Annotated in this window: 16 protein-coding genes and 5 pseudogenes; 15 read left to right on the top strand and 6 right to left on the bottom strand. The window is 40.8% G+C overall.

All coding sequences use genetic code 11. From position 1 onward, the window contains the following. Positions 1 to 106 precede the first annotated feature (106 nt). Positions 107 to 226: pseudogene (locus UQ64_RS32900) on the top strand (ABC transporter ATP-binding protein); the annotation flags it as partial. Next, positions 219 to 365, top strand: a pseudogene (locus tag UQ64_RS30120) (ABC transporter permease); the annotation flags it as partial. The pseudogenes UQ64_RS32900 and UQ64_RS30120, both read left to right, overlap by 8 nt. Positions 366 to 447: 82 nt before the next feature. Here the strand turns inward: UQ64_RS30120 and UQ64_RS14970 are convergent. Together UQ64_RS14970 and UQ64_RS14965 are read right to left on the bottom strand one after the other, a co-directional pair. Further along, positions 448 to 792 (bottom strand): cation:proton antiporter domain-containing protein, encoded by a 345-nt coding sequence (locus UQ64_RS14970; RefSeq protein WP_342447589.1) that lies wholly within the window; start codon positions 790 to 792, stop codon positions 448 to 450. 28 nt (positions 793 to 820) lie between these two features. Beyond that, positions 821 to 2,185, bottom strand: a complete 1,365-nt coding sequence (locus tag UQ64_RS14965) for a TrkH family potassium uptake protein (protein WP_060624257.1) — start codon at positions 2,183 to 2,185, stop codon at positions 821 to 823. Between the two features lie 722 nt (positions 2,186 to 2,907). Here UQ64_RS14965 and UQ64_RS14960 point away from each other — a divergent pair. The 12 genes and pseudogenes from UQ64_RS14960 (at position 2,908) to UQ64_RS14900 (ending at position 19,790) form a co-directional block, all read left to right on the top strand. Continuing rightward, positions 2,908 to 3,648, top strand: a complete 741-nt coding sequence (locus UQ64_RS14960) for a LytR/AlgR family response regulator transcription factor (RefSeq protein ID WP_060624256.1) — start codon at positions 2,908 to 2,910, stop codon at positions 3,646 to 3,648. Position 3,649: 1 nt separating this feature from the next. After that, positions 3,650 to 4,936: an ATP-binding protein gene (locus tag UQ64_RS14955; RefSeq protein WP_060624255.1), complete on the top strand. Its 1,287-nt coding sequence runs from the start codon at positions 3,650 to 3,652 to the stop codon at positions 4,934 to 4,936. Between the two features lie 121 nt (positions 4,937 to 5,057). Beyond that, positions 5,058 to 7,112 carry a serine hydrolase domain-containing protein gene (locus UQ64_RS14950; RefSeq protein ID WP_060624254.1) on the top strand — a complete coding sequence of 685 codons (2,055 nt, stop codon included), beginning with the start codon at positions 5,058 to 5,060 and terminating at the stop codon, positions 7,110 to 7,112. A 76-nt stretch (positions 7,113 to 7,188) separates the two neighbouring features. Next, positions 7,189 to 8,358: a serine hydrolase domain-containing protein gene (locus UQ64_RS14945; protein WP_060624253.1), complete on the top strand. Its 1,170-nt coding sequence runs from the start codon at positions 7,189 to 7,191 to the stop codon at positions 8,356 to 8,358. 146 nt (positions 8,359 to 8,504) lie between these two features. Then, positions 8,505 to 9,059: a DUF1700 domain-containing protein gene (locus UQ64_RS14940; RefSeq protein ID WP_060624252.1), complete on the top strand. Its 555-nt coding sequence runs from the start codon at positions 8,505 to 8,507 to the stop codon at positions 9,057 to 9,059. Positions 9,060 to 9,241: 182 nt separating this feature from the next. After that, positions 9,242 to 11,311, top strand: a complete 2,070-nt coding sequence (locus UQ64_RS14935) for a serine hydrolase domain-containing protein (RefSeq protein ID WP_060624251.1) — start codon at positions 9,242 to 9,244, stop codon at positions 11,309 to 11,311. 322 nt (positions 11,312 to 11,633) lie between these two features. Next, on the top strand, positions 11,634 to 12,512 hold the full coding sequence (locus UQ64_RS14925; protein WP_082651145.1) for a glycoside hydrolase family 73 protein: 879 nt from the start codon (positions 11,634 to 11,636) through the stop codon (positions 12,510 to 12,512). Between the two features lie 110 nt (positions 12,513 to 12,622). Continuing rightward, a complete protein-coding gene (locus UQ64_RS30895) occupies positions 12,623 to 12,793 on the top strand; it encodes a hypothetical protein (RefSeq protein WP_156417564.1) in 171 nt (56 codons plus the stop codon). Positions 12,794 to 13,078: 285 nt separating this feature from the next. Beyond that, the gene (locus UQ64_RS14915) at positions 13,079 to 13,813 is read left to right on the top strand and encodes a hypothetical protein (protein ID WP_060624247.1); all 735 of its coding nucleotides are present in this window, start codon (positions 13,079 to 13,081) and stop codon (positions 13,811 to 13,813) included. Positions 13,814 to 14,236: 423 nt separating this feature from the next. Then, positions 14,237 to 17,368 carry a hybrid sensor histidine kinase/response regulator gene (locus UQ64_RS14910; RefSeq protein ID WP_060624280.1) on the top strand — a complete coding sequence of 1,044 codons (3,132 nt, stop codon included), beginning with the start codon at positions 14,237 to 14,239 and terminating at the stop codon, positions 17,366 to 17,368. Between the two features lie 29 nt (positions 17,369 to 17,397). Continuing rightward, positions 17,398 to 17,938 (top strand): annotated as a pseudogene (locus tag UQ64_RS14905) (DNA alkylation repair protein); the annotation flags it as partial. 178 nt (positions 17,939 to 18,116) lie between these two features. Next, positions 18,117 to 19,790 (top strand): DUF6138 family protein, encoded by a 1,674-nt coding sequence (locus tag UQ64_RS14900; RefSeq protein ID WP_060624246.1) that lies wholly within the window; start codon positions 18,117 to 18,119, stop codon positions 19,788 to 19,790. Between the two features lie 172 nt (positions 19,791 to 19,962). Here the strand turns inward: UQ64_RS14900 and UQ64_RS14895 are convergent, their stop codons facing one another. The 4 genes and pseudogenes from UQ64_RS14895 to UQ64_RS32885 form a co-directional block, all read right to left on the bottom strand. After that, the gene (locus UQ64_RS14895) at positions 19,963 to 21,378 is read right to left on the bottom strand and encodes a sensor histidine kinase (RefSeq protein ID WP_060624245.1); all 1,416 of its coding nucleotides are present in this window, start codon (positions 21,376 to 21,378) and stop codon (positions 19,963 to 19,965) included. Next, positions 21,375 to 21,725, bottom strand: coding sequence for a winged helix-turn-helix domain-containing protein (locus tag UQ64_RS32895; RefSeq protein WP_425339596.1), 351 nt, complete (start codon positions 21,723 to 21,725; stop codon positions 21,375 to 21,377). Before UQ64_RS32895 ends, UQ64_RS14895 begins: the two co-directional genes overlap by 4 nt. Further along, positions 21,698 to 21,803, bottom strand: a pseudogene (locus tag UQ64_RS32890) (DNA-binding response regulator); the annotation flags it as partial. The gene UQ64_RS32895 and the pseudogene UQ64_RS32890, both read right to left, overlap by 28 nt. Further along, a pseudogene (locus UQ64_RS32885) lies at positions 21,780 to 22,007 on the bottom strand (response regulator); the annotation flags it as partial. The pseudogenes UQ64_RS32890 and UQ64_RS32885, both read right to left, overlap by 24 nt. Before the next feature lie 229 nt (positions 22,008 to 22,236). Between UQ64_RS32885 and UQ64_RS14885 the strand changes: the two are divergent. Continuing rightward, a partial coding sequence (locus tag UQ64_RS14885; RefSeq protein WP_167348486.1) for an S-layer homology domain-containing protein occupies positions 22,237 to 23,354 on the top strand: 1,118 nt, incomplete at its 3' end.

Genomic DNA, 23,354 nt, shown 5'->3' with positions numbered 1-23,354 from the left:
GGAGTTGCTTGCTTATAGGCAGCTCTTCCTTTGTATATTGAGATAAAAGGACTGCAAAAGTCCTACAAACAGCTTCAAGTGCTAAACGACGTAAATTTCGAGGTGGAACGAGATACTGACCGGACGGGAAAATCTGATCATGATCGCCAAGCTGCGATACCTCAAAAATCCGCATCTGGATGCGGACGACTTGCTTAAACGCTTCGGCTTGACAGATGCCGGTGACCTCGATCGTGAACGCCATTCGTGCGCTTCTGTCAGATCAGCCGGTGGGCAATGATATATGGGTCGCTCTTGCGTGGTGCGTCGGGATTTTGATCGTAGCCTATTTCTTTGCAATGAAGGTATATAAAAAGAAAGCTTGAAAAAGGACATCATTGTCTGAATGAAGTCCGCGGAAACCGCGGGCTTCGGCGGTCTCGTTGAGCTGACAAGCAGATTAGTTAATTACGCACCTTCTTGATCTGACTCATCCAAGATACCAAGTTTGCGCGCTACGAAAGCAGTCGTATTGGCCTGGGAAACAATCGGAAGCAAGACAGCCATAAATGTCACTACTGCTATGATTTCTACATTTTTGATACCTGCAGCAGTCATCATACCTGAAAGAGCAGCTGGAATAACTCCAGTTTCTCGAACCCAAAACATGAAAAACAACTCATTCCGTTCCCATTTTGCCCGTCGATCGAGAAGTGCGCATGCGAGTACGGTCAAAGGGCGTGCGATAAACATGAATATTGTAATAACTATAACACTTGGCCAGAAAAACGCCCGAGACCTATCACTGCATATTGATTTTTTTATTCATCGAGTTGTCTCCTTACCCTATTGTGATTTTCCCTTCCGGATATTTGAACAATTCCTTCTCTTTCTTAGGGGTAAGCGCATAAGCCAAGGTAAGAGGTCCTAACCTGCCAATGAACATCATACAAGCAATGATAATTTTTCCTAATACCGATAGTTCCGGCGTAAGGCCCAAACTGAGTCCTACAGTACCAAAAGCTGAGGTCACCTCAAACAGTATTTTTAGAAATTGAGCATCTTCAATCGTGGAAAGAATCATAGTAACAAATACGACAAGGAACATAGCTAAAACAGTGAGTGTTATTGCTTTGAATATCCTGTCCTGCGCTAGCCGGTACCGAAATATAGTAATATTGTCCTTGCCTCGGATTATCGTGACAATCGCGCCAATCAAGATCGCAAAAGTCGTTGTTTTTATCCCGCCCCCAGTTGAACCAGGAGACGCTCCGATAAACATGAGTACGATGATAAAAAACTGTGTCGCTTGTCGAAGTGCAGTTAGATCCAATGAATTCGGACCAGCGGTACGCGGTACAACCGACTGAAAATATGACGCCAAAAATTTAGATCCCCAGTCAAGCGGTTGTAACGTATTGGGATTGCTAAATTCAAATATAAAAATAACGATCGTGCCAATAAGAAGGAGGGCCGCGGACGTGCTGAGAGCAACTTTGGAATGTAGAGAGAGCTTAATACTTTTACGTTTTCTGTACTCTAGAACATCTGCGATAACAATAAAGCCGATACCACCTAGTATAATTAAACTTGTAACGACGAAATTTACCAAAGGGTCGGATACGTAGCTTGTAAAACTGCTAAAGGGTCCGGTGATGGGTCCGAAAAGGTCAAATCCAGCATTATTAAACATCGATATTGCATGCCAGATACCATAATACAAAGCTTGACCAAAGGGCATATCATAGGCAAACCGGATCGTAAGCAGCAAGCCGCCGATACTTTCGATGACTAAAGCATAGAGCAATACCTTACGTATTAGCCGAACAATGCCTTCCATGCTTGTCTGATTCAATGATTCTTGCAGTATCAAACGTTCCTTGAGGGAGATTTTTCTTCTGGAAAGCAGTGCGATAAGAGTTCCCATTGTCATAAACCCAAGACCGCCTATCTGGATCAAGAAAATGATGACGATTTCCCCGAATTTAGACCAGTGGGTACCCGAATCGACTGTTACGAGCCCAGTCACGCAGGTTGCCGAGGTCGCGGTAAACAATGCATTAATAAATGAAGTAGGTGAACTGTCTTCTGATGAAATCGGTAATGTTAACAAAAAGGTACCAAAAAAGATAATACAAGCAAACCCAAGTGCCAAAACCTGTGGTGGGGTTATGTGGCGCAGTGGAAGAATGTTGATCTTTACCATACCGACAACTCCTTATACGTGAAGAACTCATACGTGTATGTAAGACAGTGGAATGAGTTAAGCTATTTTTATTATGCAATTTCATTATACTTTTATACTCATTCGATTAAGTTAACGAGGAACAATAGTTGAGTGGGCCACGAGGCCCTGTAAATAGATGCTTCTATTTTGAAGCGAAGGGCTACCTCAAACCCTGTCAGGCTAGGATGGCATGCGTAGGATTCGAGCAAATCCAGAGTGTTAAACCCATCTAACAATTACCTGTGAGGAAAATCCATCTTTCCAAGAAGCAGGGCTAGCCTCTATGACCTGCCATGTTCAGCGAAAGCAAAGTCATGTACGAAGCAAATTTTTATTAAATCTTGGCATTAACCCTGATGTAAACAATACGATAGGATCCACCCCTCTACTTCGTGCCAGTCAAAAACGATTATTTTGAAACAGCTAGATTACTAATAGTTTCAAATGTGACGTCAATCATAAGACAAATGAAGAAGAGACTGCTTTAATGTTGCGGTAGAAAATTCCAACCTTGAAATGATGACTATGTTGATTGAAAATGGTGCTGACCTATTAGCAGTCAAGGAAATATTCGTTCATGTGGTGTTGAGGGATTTTAATTTGCATTTCATCCAAAAGATATCTATACAAAGTCAAAAGGTTGTATCATGTTTATATGGATTTTTAGAATAAAGGTATAGAAAATGGGAGGTGTATCATTTTTGTATAGAGTGGCTATTTGCGATGATGAGGAAAAACAAAGAGAACTTGTTAAAAGCATCCTGATTACTTTGTCGATAAAGACTAATTTAGATTTTGAAATTGAATTATTCGGCTCGGGAGAGCAATTGTTATCCCATTATGAGCGCTATGAAACTCCATTCCATATTTTAATTTTGGATATTGAAATGGGGGGGGGAAATGGGATTCAAACAGCCCGAAAAATAAGAGAGTTAAATAACCTAGATGAACAAATTATTTTTCTGACAAGCTATCCTGAATATATGGTAGAAAGTTTTGATGTCATGACATTTCAGTATTTGATAAAACCTATTGCTCCTTCGATCTTGGAGGAGAAAGTGATCAAGATATGCCAATACTTTCAAGCACTTGATAAAAAGTTTATGGTTATCAAGTCAACCTATGAAGAAATCGTTTTAAAATATGATGACCTCATTAGTATTCAAGCTGCCAAAAGCTTAACTATAAAAAGCAAACTACATTTTACGACCACTAATCAAACCTATGAAAGCAAAGGTATCATTTCAGATTATGCTTTGGCCTTAAAAGACTGTAACTTTTTGCAAATCCATCGTTCTATTATTATTAATCTGCTTCATGTGAAGAAATTTTCTAGCGGAGTTGTTCTAATGTCCAATGGGTTGGAATTACCCATAGGTCGTTCTAAAATTAATGAGGTTAAAGATACTTACACCAAATTTATGATTATGAAGGTCGATTGATATGATTCAAAATAATTTTCCTATTGTCTTTAGCATTGTACTTGTGATGGGTGTTCAAATTAATTTTTTCTTCAACTCGGTGTTTGATAAATCAGCTAAAAAAAATAACCGATTCATTTATTTCATTTTGTTTGGGTTGCTTGATTACCTGTATCTGGTTATTCCCATCTCTCCTATTTTATCTTTGATTCTACCTTTACTCATGATATTTAGTTTTGCACAATCTTATCAAGTAGAAATTAAAGACAAGATCATTTTTTCTATGTTTTACGGTGTTTTAATATCTCTCGTTAATTTTATATCCCTTTATATTTTTTATACCCTATATTCAGTTGAGTTTAGCTTTGAGCCTGTAAATGAACATGATCAAATAGCCTACACAAAAGCTATTTTACTCAGTTGCATGATCATGTTTGCTATCATTCAGATCATACGACTACTTTCAAAACGTAGAAGTTACTCTTTGCATTATCGTTACTACATATTTTTTTCGGTTATTCCTATCGTAAGTATAAACCAACTGAATATTCTAACTTATAAGGACGCTTATTCTTTCATATCCGTCATTGTATTACTATTCTTAAACGTTATGATTTTCTATGTTTTTGATAATATCATTGATAAATTTCAATTCATGCATGAGAATGCTCAGCTGCAACAGCAGATGGACCATCAGGATGCGAATTACGAAAAAGTCGTTCACAGCTTTAAATCCATTAAAAGAATCATTCATGATACGAATCAACAGTTTTTGTATATTGAAGAGTGTATTGAGCGAAATGAGTTAGCAGCAGCAAGGGAACATATTAAGACTACATTAAATAAAGTTGAAGGGGCTTATCAACGGGTAAACACAGGCAATCTAGTTATAGATGCCCTTGTCACAAATACACTTAATATTGGACAAGCCAATGGCATAAGAATAGATACAAAGCTTAGCTTATGTTCACAAAAAGTCCATATTGACCGTTATGACTTATGTGTTGTCATTGGAAATATGCTAGATAACGCAATAGAGGCTTCTAAAAAGTTGAAGATCGCAGAAGATAGGTACATTCTTATAAAAATACATTCTACCGAGTCTACCCTTCTCATTCACATCATGAATCATATGGAGAATGAAGTTGCCCACTTAAACAGCCAAAAATCAAACCCGGAATTTCATGGTATTGGATTAACGAACATAGCTAGAATCTGCGACAAGTACGGTGGTCATATGACCATTGAAACGAAACATAAAGTATTTAATAATATGGCACTAATACCATTATATACCAACAATCCTTAGACAACATGTTGTTTAGGGATTGTTTTTTGCGTTTCAGGGCGCTTTTCATTCTAACAGCGTTCTTCCTTGTATGATGATTTCAGTAAGTCACATCTAGAAAGAATATGAGGAGGGATTAATAATGAAGAAGATGGTTTCCGTAGTAATGACTGCTATACTTTTTGCAATACCAGTCACCCCTGCTTTTGCTCTAACGAATAATGATACTGTAAAAGAAAAGGCACAGGAGCTTGCTTCGAAGATCGTGTCCGATTATGGTGCAAGTGGATTGCAGTATGCAATTATGGATCATGGATCCATTGTTTTATCGGATAGCGCTGGTGTCTACGATAAAGCAACCAAGAGTCCGATAACCAAAGAGACGATGTTTGGAATAGGCTCAGTAAGTAAAACGTATGTGTCTGCTGCAACGATGATGCTAGCTGATTCTAATCAAGTTGATATTGATCAACCACTAACCACGTACATTAAGGACTTTAAAATGGCAGATGAACGATATAAAGAAATTACGCCACGCATGTTGATGAATCATTCTTCAGGAATTTACGGTAGTCACTATGGGAATAGTTTTTTGTTTGATGATAATGATACGAAAAATCATGATGAATTATTGGTCAAATTACAATCAGAACGCTTAAAGTCAAACCCCGGCGAATTTTCGGTATATTGTAATGATGGTTTTCAACTGCTTGAAATCTTGGTTGAAAGAGTGAGCGGTTTAAGTTACAGCGAATTTCTTGAAACCCATATTAGCAAGCCTCTTCAATTAACCTCTACCCAAACACCACGTGATTCGTTTGATAGAGACAGACTCACAAAAACTTATTTTCCCGGGATCGATCAAGCTTTACCCACCGAGAATGCCAATCTCATTGGGACAGGAGGCATCTACTCCACGGCCGAAGAAGTAAGTAAGTTTGCTGAAGTATTAATCGGGAATCGAACGGATATTTTATCTGAGAAGTCAGCAATGGCTATGCAAAGTCATGAGTATAGAAAGGGTGTGTGGGTTTCTGAAGAGACAAACACCATTAATTTTGGCCTGGGTTGGGATGCCGTCCGTTTAGCACCATTTAGTGATTACGGAATAACCGCATTATTCAAAGGTGGAGATACGTATATGTATCACGCTGCTTTGACTACCCTACCCGAACATGACATTTCTATAGCTGTACTTTCATCGGGAGGTAGTGGTATTTACAATAGTATATTTGCATCTAATATTTTATTAGAATATATAAGAGCCAAAGGCATCATTAAAGAAATCCTACCTAAAAAAACATTTGAACCTCCATTGAAAGTGGACATGCCATCCGATTTGCTTGCTTACTCTGGATTATACGGTACCGTAGGTAAGACGGTAAATCTGGAGATAAAGAATGGAGAGATTGATTTACCCGATCTAGGATTTGGATCGATACCGCCTCAAAAATATATATATACGGGCAATGGACAATTTAAAAACAACGATGGGAATGCAACCATAAGCTTTGACCACCCGAAGAATGGAGCAACCTATTTAAAACTTAACGCTTATACGGATACTCCAGGATTAGGTCAAACAGTTGCAGTAACCTACGAATATCAAAAATTAGATTCCAATCCTCTAAATCAGTCAACTAAAACGATATGGGAACATAGAAATGAAAAAAACTACTACTCTTTGGATGAAAAGATAACTTCAATGTTGTATTTGAGCAAATCGCTTTTGGCCAAAAATATATCCGTTGATATCAACCATGGATACGCATCCGGAACTAAAATTGTTGACGAGAATAAAGCAGTAAATGTAATTGAGATTCCTACTTTGAACGGAAGAGATGCTTTCGATTTGAATTTCTATAATAAGAACCATAAAGAGTATTTAAAGATCGACGGACAATCCTATATAAGTGAAGATGCTATTCAACCCATTTATGAAGGGAACGACTCGTTTTGCATCATACCATCGGGTGGTCAGGCTATATGGTATAAAATTGATGATCAATCAGCCAATCGAGTCATGAACGTTGAAACTCCAGTAAGTGGAGGATTTGCCGTTTATGACGCAGATGGAATCGTTGTGAACTTTTCAAAGGCAACGAGCAATCATTCGGTAGTTCTACCTGAAGGTGGGATGATCGTTTTTGGTGGAAATGAGGGCGATATATTTAAAATTAATTTGATGAATAAATAGACGCGTCAACTTTGTAAAACAATAATTAGGAAGATAATCACAAACTTACAATATTAATTGAGAAGAGGAATGCCTTATGGAAATACGTAGTCAAATTACATTTGTAAGTCTGGCCCTTTTATTAACTGGAAGTTCCCTGCTATACACATCGCCAAGCTCAATTGTAAAAGCAGAACTGACTCAAAATGTATCTAGTTCGTTACAAACAACCACTCAACGAGATCATAATTCCGTCAAGCAAGCAATGCGGGATACATTGCAACTTGGATTCCCAGGGATACTTGCTAAAACTTCTGAGGGTGGAAAAACGTGGGGTTATGCCGCTGGGGTAGCGAATCTGAGCACCAAGAAACCAATGGAAACAGATTTTCGATTTCGCATTGGCAGCGTGACGAAGACGTTCACCGCAACGGTTGTACTTCAATTAGCTGGAGAGAACCGCTTAAATCTAGACGACTCCATCGAAAAATGGCTGCCTGGTGTCATTCAAGGAAACGGATATAATGGTAAACAGATTACCATCCGGCAGATATTGAACCATACAAGTGGTATCGCTGAATACTCAAGGTCAAAAGACGCTGATTTTATGGATACAAAAAAATCGTATACGGCTGATGAAATAGTGAAGATGGGGATTTCTCTGCCCCCAGACTTTGTCCCAGGAAAGGGCTGGTCTTATTCAAACACGGGATACGTATTACTGGGGATTCTTATTGAAAAAGTAACCGGAAACAGCTACGCGGAAGAGATTGAAAATCGGATTATTGAACCGCTTGAATTGTCAGATACCTTCCTACCTGGCAATTCAAGCGTTATTCCAGGTACCAAGCATGCTCGGGGATATTCCCAACCAGACGAAGCAAGTGAGATAAAAGACGTTACTTATTATAATCCAAGTGCAGGTAGCTCGGCTGGAGATATGATTTCTACTGCTGATAACTTAAATAAATTCTTCTCTTCCTTGCTCGGTGGCAAATTACTCAAGAAACAGCAACTAGAACAAATGCTTACTACAGTTCCTACAGGAAGAGCAGGAATCGATGGATATGGTCTTGGAATCTTTGAAACTAAGCTTCCAAACGGTGTCTCGATATGGGGACACACAGGTGGCATTCTAGGGTTTTCTACGATTGCTGGAGGTACACTTGGAGGCAATCATACGTTGGTCGTCAGTTTGAACAGTTTGGGTAGAGATAACAGTCCTAATCCGTTTAAAAGTATTTTACTTGCTGAATTTAGCAAGTAGGAAAAAATAGAGAATGGAAAATACGGATAAATTTTGTGATTATTTTTTCAGTTAAATATATACTTTTCTGGTCCCAAATTCCCAACTTACTTTTAAAAATAATCTTTGGGCTTTTGGATTAGCAGTAATCAAAGGAGAGTTGAATTATGGATAAAATTATGAATGATTATCTAATGAAAATTGAAAATCATTTGAAATCGATGTCCGATTCCGAGCGTATTGACATTTTAAAAGAAATCAAAAGTGTAATACTTGAATTGCAAAATAATGGTGTATCTACTGAGCAAATCATCGAACGGTTAGGAAACCCAAAAGAATTAGCGAAAGTATACTTAGGAAAAGCCATTTCAATGAACAGTAAATTTAGTTGGCGTAAATTTGGTGCAATATTTGCTCTTTGTAACAGTTTTGTAGGTGTCAGTGGTATGTTACTCTTGCCGTTCATCAGTACTCTTTCCATTGCTTTAATGATTGGTGGAGTTATTACGCCGATAGGCGGAATTGTTAAATTTGTCGGACAACATATGGGATTTGATATTGGGGGAATAACAATCGAAATGGGAGCATTTACACCAAGCCCAATGCATTTCTTGCCAATTTCTATTGTGATTGGAGTGTTAATGTTTTGGTTTGGAAAAGTCTTATGGAAGCTTACTATTAAATATATTCAGGTAATTAGTCAGAAAAAGAAATTAATATAATGAACGGGGCGCGACTCTCGTTATAGACCAGCCGTATCCCGAGGCTGGCCTATTTTTTTGTAGGCATATATCGTCAATCGCAATCGAAACAATCGAAAGGCACACCGTGGGAAATAATTCATCATATTACACTGAGAGGGTACTTCCAGCCTATACTAATTTCATTGACGGAGGATTTTCTAATGCGTAAAAAAAGAGTTTCAAAAGTACTCGCTGTAACGCTAAGCACGTCTCTAGCTATGACTTACTTAATTGCTTTGGTCGGAGGGTATAGTGTCAGTGCTGAACAGCTCCCTCTTCAGGGGCAAACAATCACAGCGATTCAGACTGCAGCTGTTCCTACTGCTCCAAGCGGTCCGGTTGACCCCAAAGAAGTGGAGGCCTTCGCGGATAATTACTTTGGGAAAAGCCTAAAGAAGTTCAATGTTCCGGGTGCCATGTTCGTCGTCGTTCAGGACGGAAAAGTGGTTTTATCCAAAGGATACGGGTATGCAAACAAAGAAAGTAGAACTCCAGTTGATTCCAATACCGTTTTTCGCATCGGTTCCATTTCTAAGACGCTTACAGCTGCGGCTGTGCTGCAGCTTGCAGACCAAGGGAAGATCAAGCTGGATCAGGACATCCAATCATATCTCGGAGGTATCACAATACCAAATTTGACAGGTAAACTGCTAACTTTGGAAAATATGCTGACCCATATGACTGGGTTCGATTTCCCATATGAAAAAGACGATGACGCCTCGCCCGATCTTCTCAATCAAGAGAATTCTCTTCGAGATTTCTTAATGGATCGAATGCCAACCATCGTCCGGACGCCGGGGGAAGCCTACCAGTATGACGATTATGCTTTTGCTTTGGCTGGATATGCTGTGGAACAAGTTACCGGGCTCCCTTTTCATGAATACATGGATAAAAACATCTTTCAACCACTCGGCATGAATTCTTCCCATGATCTTGTAACCCCAGAGCTTAAAGCCCGAATGGCTGCAGCTTACGATCCGGAAGGCACACCATATCCGGAGTATGGCCTTTATCCTACGGACATGCCTCAGGGCGGAATGTTGTCCACCGGAAGCGATATGGCTAAATTCATGATTATGCTTCTACAAAAAGGAAAGGCCGGAGATCGGCAAATGTTAAGTGAACAAAGTGTTCAACGAATGAGCAAATTTTCCGTTTTTGCTCATCCGGCCATACCTATTACAAGCTATGGATTTGAAAGCATTTTCAATGAACTGTCGAATGGTCAGTATGTCGTCAGCAAAGGTGGGAACATCCCCGGACATGCCTCTTTTACATGGCTACTGCCTGAGCGCAAAACGGGAATGTTCGTCATTTATAATAATGATTCCGAATTGCGCTCGGATTTGTATGCTGCTTTTATGGACCATTATTATCCGAAGAGCACTGAGATGCCTGAATCGGTATCACCTCTGACAGAACAGCAAGCCGCGCGTTACGTCGGATTATACAAAGACCTGCATACCCCGTCATTTGTGACTAGAATTACGTTCAATAACGGACAACTTGTAGCGGAAGACAGATACAAATTGGGGAATGGCAAGACTACTTTGAAAAAGATAGATCCCTTGTTGTTTATGGATGACCACGGGCAGAAAATAGCATTTCTTGAACAAAAGGATGGCGGTATTGCTTATATGTATAGACCCTCCAAGTCACCGATAGCCTATTCGACCAAAATACAGGAAAAAGCGTTGTTTTCCGATGTCTCGAAAGAAAGCCCCTACCAACCGTCTATAGAAAAGCTCCATTCGCTTGATATCATTAATGGAAGAGATGGGCGAAGCTTTGACCCCAAGGCGTCCATGACCCGTGCGGAATTCATCACAATGCTGCTGCATGCTGTCGGCTATCCGCCGTCCAAATCGAAATCCGGTTATAAGGATATCGAATACCATTTTGCCTTCAAAGAGATACAGGCAGCGGTCGAGCAGCATTGGTTGGGGGAGGAGACCGGAGGCCGATTTGAACCGGATCGCACGATAACTCGGGAAGAAATGGCCGTCATCTTAACGCGCATTCCTCTTCCATGGCCGCTTGGCGACGAGGTCCGATTGGCAGGGAAAATCGATGAATCGGCTATCAAGGCCGTAAGCAAGCTTGTTGCTGCCGGAGTTACGGATCCAGTCACAATAACCAATTCTGACGGTTCAGTCGATTTCCGCTCCAAAGAACCTTTGCTTCGCCAAGAAGCCTCCTATTTCATTGACAAGATTCTATTTGTTCCTTAATCTCTTATCGGCCGTTACAGCCGCATTCGCACCGTGACGGAATCTCTAACCATGACTAACTTATTGTTTCCTTCCAGTTTTATTTTTCACTACCTTTGCGCTTGGCACATTCTATTCGTGAGGGATGGGACACTAACAATGCTTATTTCAAAACTCACGGATGTGGCAAGTGAGGAAGCATTTAAGGCGTTTAAAAAAGTGAAGTGGGATACTCCAGGATCATATTACCTACCAAGTAATTACCCAACGTATTTGTCCAAGAAAATGCTATATATAAGTAACATTAATTTCGAAGGTTCTTCAATAGCACCATTCAACGAAAATGGAGTCGGTTATACTAGGCCCTTACTTAGAGGGGGGTGGGGGGGCTTCTTCAAACTTTTCTAGTAACGGTAACGTTCCTACTGTTCCAGACCCAAGCGAAGAAGTGGAAAGAGAAGAGGTGCACATCCCACCAAATCTCGGATCACTAACTGCCCCCTTTTTCATCCAGTACGCTGTAATGGCTCAGTATGAGGAGTGTAGGAGCGGGGTGCCCGCAAGTATCACGCTTGCTATAGCTGCACTTGAATCTGGAAGAGGAAAGAACGCGGTATGCAATTATAATATGTTTGGTATTAAAGCAGATAAAGCTTACAAAGGTGATTATTGCTTGGCAAAAACGCATGAGGAAGTGGATGGCGTACGTGTATCCACGACTTCAAAATTCCGGAGTTACTCTAGCGTATCAGGATCTTTTGCTGATCATTCTAACTTCCTACTTAAAGACAGCCGTTACAGATACGCTTTATCCAAAGAGAATCCTTATGAGTTTGCTAACGAGCTTCAAAGAGCTGGTTATGCTACGGATAGTCAGTATGCCAACAAACTGAAATCGATTATCCGAAAACAAAACTTAGCTTCGCTAGATATGAATCAAGGGATTGACCCCGCAACGGGCCTACCCTTTTCTGATATCGGGTTTGTTGGAGGAGGCAGTGGGGACGGTGGGGCTGGTAGTTTAATTACTGTGACCTTTGGAATTAGTCAATATTATGGTGGACCGGCAGTCAAAACCCATCAAGAACGTCGTATGGACGGTAAGTATTATACCGTTTATGAAACCATAAACGATCCCACAACCGGAAACCCAATAATTAATTTGAAAATTACGATCGTGTGGTACACTCATCTGAAGCGCAAGCTCCAATCATTGAGATAAAAGACATTCCAGAAGCCATTAGAGTAACCATTTATGCACCCAATGAACGAGAATTTTATGTGATGAACGTAGACTATATAAAGGGGGCCTATTAATGAATACACAATTGAGTGCATCAGTTATTGCTTCGCATGATGAACAGCCGCACACTTAATGGTGAAGATAATACGAAGCTAGACCTTTACATACTCCTGCAGCAAGATCGTCAAGCTGATACACCGTTATATCCTACGCTATATCATCTGTTTGATGTGAAGTGGGGTAACTCCGCTTCCGCATAGTGTAGCAATTTTAAATAGTGTTTAACCCTAATAGCAGAAAGATTTTTATTACACCGCCTTCGGAAGAAGGCGTTTTTTTGTTAGTCGATACTTTTCATTTTAATAATGGAATATTAAAATACGCTCTTTTAGTCGGTATGGTATCAGCGGAACTAAACGATATATCAAGCGTAATTGTAAATAAAAGGAGTGATGTAATGAGTTATTTTATCGAGTTTTTAAGAACCTTATTTCCTGATTCAACATCCGCTGCAATATCAATTATAATTACAGTATGTTTTCTGGATGTATAAGGAGCTAAGAAGCAACTTTCTTGAAAACGGTAAATCTAATCAACAACGGGTAGATAAGGCTCTGGATATTTACTCTGACATTGAATTTGAAATATATAAATATCTCAATGATAAAAGTGACCTTTTTATAGTTGCTGAAAAGATATCCAAAGCCTCGTCTCTCTTACCCTATGATTTACTTAAATTATTTATTAAGTTTAAAGAGACAACTGAAGAGTCTTTGAAAAGGGAATTGTTGCTTAAATTTCATAATGATATAGAGAAGGAAATCTATAGTTTAAAATTAAAACAATTCGATACAGTAACATTCAAGAGTGATAAAAATATAGCCGCAAGTATTGAATACTACATAAAAACGAAGATTGAACCTTTTGGAATTCCTCTAATCTATACCTACTTTAATTTGGTATTTTTGTTGTTACTTATACTGTTCACCGCTTTAATAGTTAGCGCCTCGACAGTAAGGGAACAAATCTTCTTATTTTCTTTGATTTTTGCTGCACTGTCCTATCTTATGTTTCTATATTATATTATTTCTGAAGGCTTTCTTAAAAGACGATTCAAACATTCCTATATAAACTGGATTTTACTGTTAATGTTTGCACTTGGGGCACCTTCCTTAGTTATTTTTACTGGAGCATGGTTCAGAGGTATCCTAGTCTTTGTAATGATATTTATTTATGGTTATTATGCGGGACGAAAGTGTATGAGAGAACGTGCTGTATAAATAGTCCCCGCAATCTGCTTAATAACAACCATAGAACTGATGAGAATTATATTATGTTTCATTCAGAAGTTGGGTTGGTCAAACATCTTAAATAATATTTAAAGCCGCAGGTACTTAGCCTGCGGCGCTTTCTTTAATCATTCGGAGCAATAAATACATGACTAATTTGAGACAACCAGTTTATAAAACTCTACTTGAAATAAAGGAGTATTATAGAGAGTATCAGAGGGCTGCGCAACAAGCACATTGCCTAGAAGCTGCATCTGTCGGAAAGAACCAAGTAGGTATTTCTATATAATAGACATAAAGATGTCTCTATCGTTATTTACTGTGGTAAATTATGGGGAGTGCTTATTTAAATGTCTTAGAAGAAAATGACTAGGGGAGAAATACTTCTTGGAAACTCAATCATCCAAATATCAAATGAAAAAGAGCTATATAATATTATTGCTAGTGTTCATATTAGTTGTTTTAACCGGTTTGCGCATTTTATGGATGGAAACGTTTCATGATCCCAAACAGGCGTCAATTCATAATGGGCAATTCGATTTGCGCAATTGGAATGCAGAAGATGGCAGCATTCTCTTACTTGATGGGGAATGGGAGTTTTATCCCTCACAATGGTTGATAGATGGTAGTCGGCAACAATTGTTAGGCGGTAATGCGCCAAGGCATATTCAGGTACCGGGAGGATGGAGTGAAGTTTTGCATACTGACAAGTCATCTCCATACGGGTATGGCTCTTATCGTTTGCTTCTTTATGTAGACCCGGCGAAGCATCTTAATTATAGCATTCGTGTACCCAGTGTACGCACTGCATCAGAATTATATGTAAACGGTCGATTACTTACTAAATCCGGACAGGTGGCGACAACAAAGGATGAATATATTTCGAAGGACCTACCTTATTCTACAACCTTTACAGCAGATGACAACGGTGTAATCGAACTCGTCATTCAGGCGGCAAATTATGTGGATAGTCGAAGCGGGGGCATTGTCCGATCCATTAAATTTGGTTCAGAAGAAGCCATTGCCAAAGAGATGAAAGCCTCCATTTTTATGCAATTTTTGGCAGTGATTATATTTATTATGCATGCTGTCTATGCACTTATTTTGTATTTAATAGGAAATAAGGAAAAAAAGCTGCTTTATTTTAGTTTGCTTGCATTATGTGTAACGATCACGAGTGTCTTCAGTACGGATGAGAAGTTGTTCCATCAGTTATTTTACATTGGAATTAATTGGGATTTTAGGCTGACTAATATTGCTTTCGTTATTGCAGCCTATGCTTTGCTCCAGTGTACGAATCATCGCGAGCTTCCATATTGGCGTAGGATGTACCCTGTCTATAAAATAATGAATCTAGGGACTGCCGGCATCACGTTGTTTTTAAATCCAACTCAGGTGATCATGCTCTTCCCTATTTATTATGTATTAGGTGGTACTGCTGCAGTTATAACGCTGATTACGATGTTTAAAAAAGTTATTAAAGATTTAAAGAGCAATCTTTTACTGCTTTTCTCTTTTCTTGCGTTGATGAACTATGCTCTTTGGTCGTTAATCTTGCTGGATAGCGGTTTGAGTCTTGTCTACTATCCGTTCGATATGATCATTGCGATAGCTTGTTTAGCCTCTGTATGGTTTAAAGATTATTTTATCATGCATGCGAACACGAAAGAGCTTGCGACAACATTGCAAAGGATGAATGACCATAAAGATCAATTCCTAGCAAATACTTCTCATGAATTTAAAAATCCGCTTCATAGTATTCTTAATATGTCACAATCCGTTTTAAAACGGGAGCGGCATTTGTTGCAGGAAAGGAGTATCAAAGAGCTTGAAACGGTTTTATCTGTAGGACGTCGAATGACATTGATATTAGACGATTTGATTGATGTGATGAGTTTACGGGAAGGCAATCCGCGTATACACAAAAGAGTCATATTTATTCAGCCAATTGTGACCGGAGTACTTGATATGCTGCAATTAAATGCAGATGTGAAGTCTGTGGAAATTGCAAATCAAATTCCTGAAGATTTTCCTCCAGTAAATGCGGATGAGAACCGGGTTGTTCAAATCGTTTTCAATTTACTTCATAATGCTTTGAAATATACGAATGATGGGGGCGTTTCGATTCAAGCTTTTGTAAAGGATGGACGAGCTTATATCGTTATTGCTGATACCGGGATCGGAATGGATGAGAACATGCTTAAGCGCCTATTTCGTCCGTACGAGCAAGCCAGCACGAGTGAGACTATGATTGATGGCGGCTTTGGGTTGGGTTTAAGTATAAGCAAGCAACTGGTTGAGCTTCATGGAGGTACGTTAGTTGTGTCCTCTGTTTTAGGAGAGGGCTCAAAATTCACATTTTCATTAAGGCTAGCAGGTTTGGAAGCGGAGGAAGAGAATGATGTGACCAACTCATTTGAACCATTACCATTACAATCCATGCCGATTCAAGAAATAGCCTCCTCAGTGTATATGGAAAAAGTGAAAATTCCGCCAGCTACGAATCAAACAACTTTAATAGAAATGAATCGTGAACGTCCGATTCTATTAGTTGTTGATGATGATCCTGTCAACCTTCAAGTACTTGAAGCCATACTACCACCAGACGAATATGATTTAACGATGGTAACGAGCGGTAAAGAGGCATTAGCTGTACTGGACACTAAGGAATGGGATCTGGTTATCTCCGATATCATGATGCCACAGATGTCCGGTTATGAGCTGACACGAATGATTCGTGAGCGGTTTACACTCACAGAGCTCCCTATATTGCTCCTTACCGCAAGAAGCCAACCGAAAGATATTCAGAGCGGTTTTATAGCGGGGGCAAACGATTATGTGACGAAGCCAGTGGAAGCAATAGAAATAAAATCGCGGATCGAGGCGTTAGCTACGATTAAACAATCCGTTCGAGATCAACTGCGATTAGAAGCTGCATGGCTGCAAGCGCAAATCCAGCCTCATTTTATATTTAATGCGTTGAATGCTGTAACAGCCTTAAGTGATATTAATTTGGATAAGATGCGTAATTTGCTCGATGAATTCAGCAATTTTCTGAGGAATAAATTTGAATTTCAAAATATGGATAGGCTTGTTCCGATCGAAGAGGAGTTAAGTCTAGTGCGTTCTTATCTATATATTGAAAAGGTTCGGTTTGAGGAAAGGTTACAGGTTATTTGGGAGACAGATGACTGCGGGGACATAAAAGTCCCATTTCTTACGATCCAGCCTCTCGTTGAAAATGCGATAAGACATGGCATAATGAAACGCAATCGTGGAGGAACGATTCTTATTCGGATTTCTATCTATGAGACGCATGCAGAGATAACTGTTGAAGATGATGGGAACGGAATAGACGGGGTTCAATTGCAACGAATATTAGAAAGGAAAGCAGATAGTCGTTCAGGTGTCGGATTGATTAATACGGATCAGCGATTAAAACGGCACTTCGGAACAGGACTCCATATCACAAGTACGTTAGGTACAGGGACAAAGGTAACTTTTCATGTACATAACAGGTTGAATAGCGGGAATAAAGCTAGGTGATAAATAAGTGATTTAATGAGGAGCAACCTTGGCTGCTCTATGCTACAGGGAATTACGACGCTATGTACTTTGCAGGAGTGATCGCGGATCCTAAAGTAATGTCTGAGGCGGATTTTAAACGGTGGAATGAGGGAGCTTATATGCTATCGGATTTTGTGATAGCAGTAACTTTGGCAGAAACGGATATTGCGCAAGAGGTAGCCGATAAATGGATTGCAAGTGGTGTAGAGCTGAAAATGTCGGAGGGTTGAAATTGTTACTGCTGGCTGCTCGGAAATCGCAAGGATAGTGAATTTTCCGAAGAGAAAATAGCCGATATGTTGGATCTTGTAAAAAATACGATTCACGATGCCCCTGAACGCACGAAATACGCGATGAACAATTTCACGTACACGGTTGGAGTATCCTATCTGCCGCTTCATGATAGGCAGTCGAGATCGTGAAGGGAGTAGGCCCGGTCGAAGTAAATCTTGGTAGCGCAAAAGGGAAGTTCTTGAACGCTTTAGTTAATATCAAGAGGTAGAAGGTAAAGGGCAGCTCGGCTTCAAACGAAAACATGTAAGGTGCTAGTTAATAACTATTTAATGATTAATAAATTTTATAATGGGCAAAGAAGGTTGGCAGTTAAGCACCTTGGCTAAACCGTGTAGAAGGAAATGTGAAAGATATATGATTCGTAGTTGGATAATGAGTATGATCCAAGGAACTGGTGCGATCAGCGAAGAAACATGTGGAAAGGCGGGAGACGATGAACGCACTACAGGAAGAAGCGCTGGAAGAGATGAAAGCGGCAATTTATGAGTGGTTTGAGGAACAAGAGAAACGAAAGGACGTGGAGGGCGCTGTCAAGCGTACCACGCTGCAAGTAGGCATTTTTAACGACATTGTGCTGGATTATCGACCGGGTAGGACTAGCGTTGGCAGTTCGGATTTTGGAAGGAATGCTTCAGGGCGCAAGTCGATGAAGGCGTCTCCTTTTACGCAGGAGGAGGTCTTGCATGAGGTGCAGCCCCGGTTGACGAGCATCGTAAGGGAGAAGCTGGACAAGTTGCATACGTCGGCCCTTATCGACTATCGGTTTACCTTGAAGGGAAGATTCGCAACAGCAGACGGGCTCGTGAGATTAACGGTGTTTGACATCGTATATGAAGAGAAAAAGCAGCACCTTCTAGAGCGGGTTGAGTCCTATATCGAGCAAAAACTGGAGAAGGGAGCTTACCCGACAAAGCCGCTAGAAACTTTCTTTTTGACACGCCATCTGTTGGACCCGTATTTGTTCAACGAACCGGACGTCGGACGGACGATTGCTATATTTGACCGGATTCAGGCGTTGAATAAAGAACGGGCGCAAGCGCTGAGGGAGCATCGAAGTGATATCATTCGAGCTTTAACCCACTGGGCCGAGGAAGTATTCCTGCCACGTCACTATGATGTTACCCTTTCCGAATACAGAACCAATGAAAATGGAATCAAGCCGGATACGGCTCTCAAGCATATGGATGAGCCGAACCAGCCTATCGATCTGCTGTTGTACGTCGCTGTGATGATTCTTCGTTACGAGCCAAGCTACAGTAAAGCCAAGGGCATGACTTTTCTGGAGCTGGCGAGGCAGCTGGGCAGCGGCAAAGCCGGACGCATGTTGAAGGAAGGTAGCGACACCTTCGCGCGAGAAGACATTCATCTGCGTGACGAGTTGACTGAATGCAAGGCTAACGATGTGTTTTCCATCATTACGGTCGTTATTCGTAAAGAAGAGGCTGGGGCGTACGAACGGGCGATTTCGTTCATTCTCTCCCTACTTCGGAAGGGTTTTCCAAAAAGCTATAAAATCAAGTTAAAATCCAGCGTGAGAGAGGCATTACCCATTAAAGGACTTGCCAAATCGGATACGCATCGTTTTTTCGCGAATGCACTGGCCTATTCCGAGCTGTATCCGTTATTGGAGGAGTACGCTCGTGAGGCTATGGAAGAGTTTGTGTGGTACGAGGATACGGAAGGTGAGAAAAGCGTCATGCCGGGCAGTTATGCCGTATTCGGGCTGGGACTCGCGGACGAGCGCTATTTTCCGTTGGTAGAGACCTATATGGCCCTAGTAGACGAGGAGCATCAGCTGGTGCAGGACAAGTTCACGACTGTTTTCGCCGAGACCCATGGCATAACCGAACGCTCGATGCCCGCCTTGGTCGCTTGCCTGCGTTGCTCTCATGATTCGCTGAAACTGAGAATTCAGCCTGAACTGGAAAGTGAAGACAAGCTATCGCTATTGGTTCGGCATGTCGAGGCTTTGCCGGATTACCAGGCTGAACGAGTTCTGTACCCAATTTTGGGCAAGGCGGAGAAGCTAGCTGCATTGGCTCGAAAGGCGCAGGAACCGCGTAAGGAGCTGTTGCTTCGATTGCTAAAGGCAGCGGAACAAGCTTGACGATAGGGAGGCTATCCTATGTGAAGATCATTTGCAAATTTGCATACCACGTCAAAAAACCTTGAGAAGACGATCGAAGCATTAAGAGCGTTAAGCGAAGGAGCATGCCGCGGCAGCTCTTTTTTTACTTTTTTCGGTACGTTGGTTAGATGCAGGTAAAAATTCAGCGTTACTAATGTTCACGCTGAATTTTTGGCAGTTGAATCTCAAATACTGTTTTTTCAAAGGGGGCACTCGTCAAGGAAATTGACCCATCATGGAGAGATGTGATTTCCTTGACAATCGAAAGTCCAATGCCGAGTCCTTCGCCTTTTCTGCTGCCATCGATACGGTAGAAACGTTCAAAAACATGCTCTTGATCCTGTAAAGAGATGCCGCGTCCTTTATCGATAACCATCATGAGTATGGTATCAACCTTTTCCGAAAGTCCGATTTCAAGATAATGACCTTCTGATCCGTAGCGAATCGCGTTGTCCAATAGGTTTCGCAGCGCACGTTCGATTAGGGAGGCATCAATCCAGGATTGGATATCCTCATCAGGGATATTTACTTCAACAGTGAAGTTCTGTCCCTCAAGAAACATCAGGTAGTCGGCAGCAATTTTTCGCATCATTTCAGATACATTATGCACTTCAACATGAAGCTTTAAATTCCCCTCATCGTGGCGAGTAATATCTAACAATTGATCTAAAAGCTTATCGATGTAACGAGAGCGCTGTAGCAAAACTTTGGCACTCGCTTGTAGCTCCTTCTCATCCTTATACAATCCAGCACGAATCGTTTCTGCGTAGCCTAAAATCATCGTTAGAGGGGTGCGTAGATCATGGGAAAGATTAGACAGTAACAGATTTCGTCTGGTGTCAAATTGCTTGATTTGTTCGCCTTGATTTTGAATACGGCGTGCCATGGCATTATAATGCGCAGTGAGCAGGCTAATTTCATCCTTTTTCGTGTCCTCTAGTACAGTAATTTCACTTTGGAGGTTAAGCTGTCCTATAGCCTGATTAAGCTTACTAATTCGTTTATTCATGGAAGAGAAAAACCCTAGAGATAGCAGATAGGGAATTAATAAAGCAACATTTAACGGTAGCATAAAAGTAGACATGGCTTTAAAAGTTCGCATGAAGAAGTAAATTTGCCCATTTTTCATGTCGTGGCTGGATAAGCTCATCAATAGATAATAGGGTTGATCCTCTTGACTAATGGAGTAAGTAAGCGTAATCGGTTCATCGACCCCCCATAGGTTCTGAGGCATATTGAGCATTCGATTTGCAAGCAGCCCGAAATCATAGGTATTCTTTTCTCCGAAGGTATCATAAATCGTCGATCCATCTGCTGAAATCCATTCATAACGAATATTAGGGTGGTTGCTATGAGCATTATCCAGTATTTGCGTTATGTCTTGGATCTGAAAATCTTGACGCATTGCAATCGGATCAAGGACTTCTTGTGAGATGGCGTTCAGGCTGTTCAGATTATAACCCTTATCTCCTATTTTGCCCATAATGAGGCTAAGAGAAGCAGACACAAGAATACTAACGATTGCACTAATGAGCATAAGTAGCCAAAGCTTTGTTCGACTTTTCATTGTCCATCACCTGAGAATCTATAACCGACTCCACGTATGCTGTGAAGGTAATGAGAGGAGCTCCCCGTGGGTTCAAGAATGCTTCGAATTCTGCTTATAAAAACACTTAAATTGTTTGCATCAAAGTTCTCATGGTTCCACACCTGCTTATAAATCTCCCTTTTAGTTAAAATACGGTCTGGATTTTGCATGAACATTTCTAGAAGTCGGCATTCTACCGGGGTTAAAGGAAATGACTTTCCATCATTTTGTAAAACATAATTATCTATATCTAGTACTAATTTATTTAAACGTAGAAGTTTAGCAGTATAAGAAGAAGGTCGATGTCTTCTTAACTGTGCTTGCACGCGAGCAACCAATTCCACTGGGCTAAAAGGCTTAGTGACATAATCATCTGCACCTAATCCGAGCGTCAAGATTTTGTCTTGCACTTCTCTTCTTGCACTCAGGGCAATTACCAACGATTCAGCCTTTGCTTCTCGTAAATATTGAAGCACCTCAAACCCGTTGCCATCATCCATCATGAGGTCCAGTATCAATAATTCGATCGTATACTTCTGGAACAATTGTATCGCTTGTCGTCCTGAACTGGCTTCAATGACTTGCAGTTCTGCTTGTTCTAAATGCATCCGAATGAGCTGACGAATTTCGGGTTCATCATCTACAATTAAAATGTGATTAATGGTGAATCATTCCTCCTTCGTAAGTGACATGAAACCAATCTTGGTGATGATCAAATCATAACAATAATAAATGGAGAAATATATATTGTATAACATTCATTAAGAATTCATTAAGAAAAGTACATCTGTGTTTTGATATGATGAGAAAGAATGATGTTGATGAGGAGGATTGGTTATGTTTAAACGCGTGGTATTAAGCTCCATGGTATTGGCCTTATGTTTGTCTGCAACACCAGTTCAAGCAGCAGAAGCAGAAGTTATTCAATCTCTTTATGTTTCTTATTTTGGACGGCCGACGGATGCCAATGCTTTTATCGATCTAAAAGATTTAGATGCGGCAACAAAGGCGAAGTTCGATGCGATGATTTCAGCAGGTATCTTCCAAGGTGTCTCCGATAACATTTTCGGATTGAAAGAAGAGATGAATCGGGCCCAATTCGCCAAGGTTGCGGCGCTTGTTTTTAACCTGAATGTTGACACTACTCCAAGGGAATCGTCGTTCAGTGACGTAAAAGTAGACAATCCTACGCTGCCTTATATTGAGGCGATCCAAGCGGCGGGAATAACGAGTGGTATGGGTAATGGAGAGTTCAACCCAGAGGGCTTAGTGAATAAGGAGCAATTGGCCACATTCCTAGTTCGAGGATTAGGTATGGAGGAGAAAGTTGAATCGTCTCCAATTGTTGGAGTCTCCAATTGGGCTGCTGGATATGTCCAGAAGGCGCTCGATCTAGGCTTGCTAGAGAACGCTCCGGACGGTACATTCGGCGGTAAGGAGGAGGTGAGTCGCGAGCTGCTTGTTACTGGAGGCTTCGAAACAGCTAGAACGTTCGAAGAGACCAAACCTCTTGAAGTGTCTGGAGCAGACTTCGCAGCGGGGAACAAGCTACATCTGACTCTGACAGTGGGGATCGATGTTGACTCTATCGACCTGTCTAAGATTACGATCAACAGCGTTGCGCTGAATCCGAAGTTGGACAGCTTTGCTCTGTCTGAAGACAAGAAAATGATTATTATCAAGCTGCATGATGGCTTCCAGTTAGATATGTCCAAGACACCAGCCATCGCCGTTAACGGCCTGAAGACACAATTCGGTAACGATGTGAAAAACGGTGAAAGTAAAAAGATCCCGGTTACGTTGACCGAACCTCCAGTCAAGTTAACACCAACACCGGGGCCAACAAATTCAAATCAAGGAACGGACCCAACACCAGGGCCAACAAATCCCAATCAAGGAACGGACCCAACACCGGGGCCAACAAATCCAAATCAAGGAACGGACCCAACACCGGG

This window comes from Paenibacillus etheri (assembly GCF_001012825.1).
Lineage (GTDB): Bacteria > Bacillota > Bacilli > Paenibacillales > Paenibacillaceae > Paenibacillus_AQ > Paenibacillus_AQ etheri.
The sequence above is the reverse complement of the archived record's forward strand: the minus strand, read 5'-3'. Positions and strand labels throughout refer to the sequence as shown.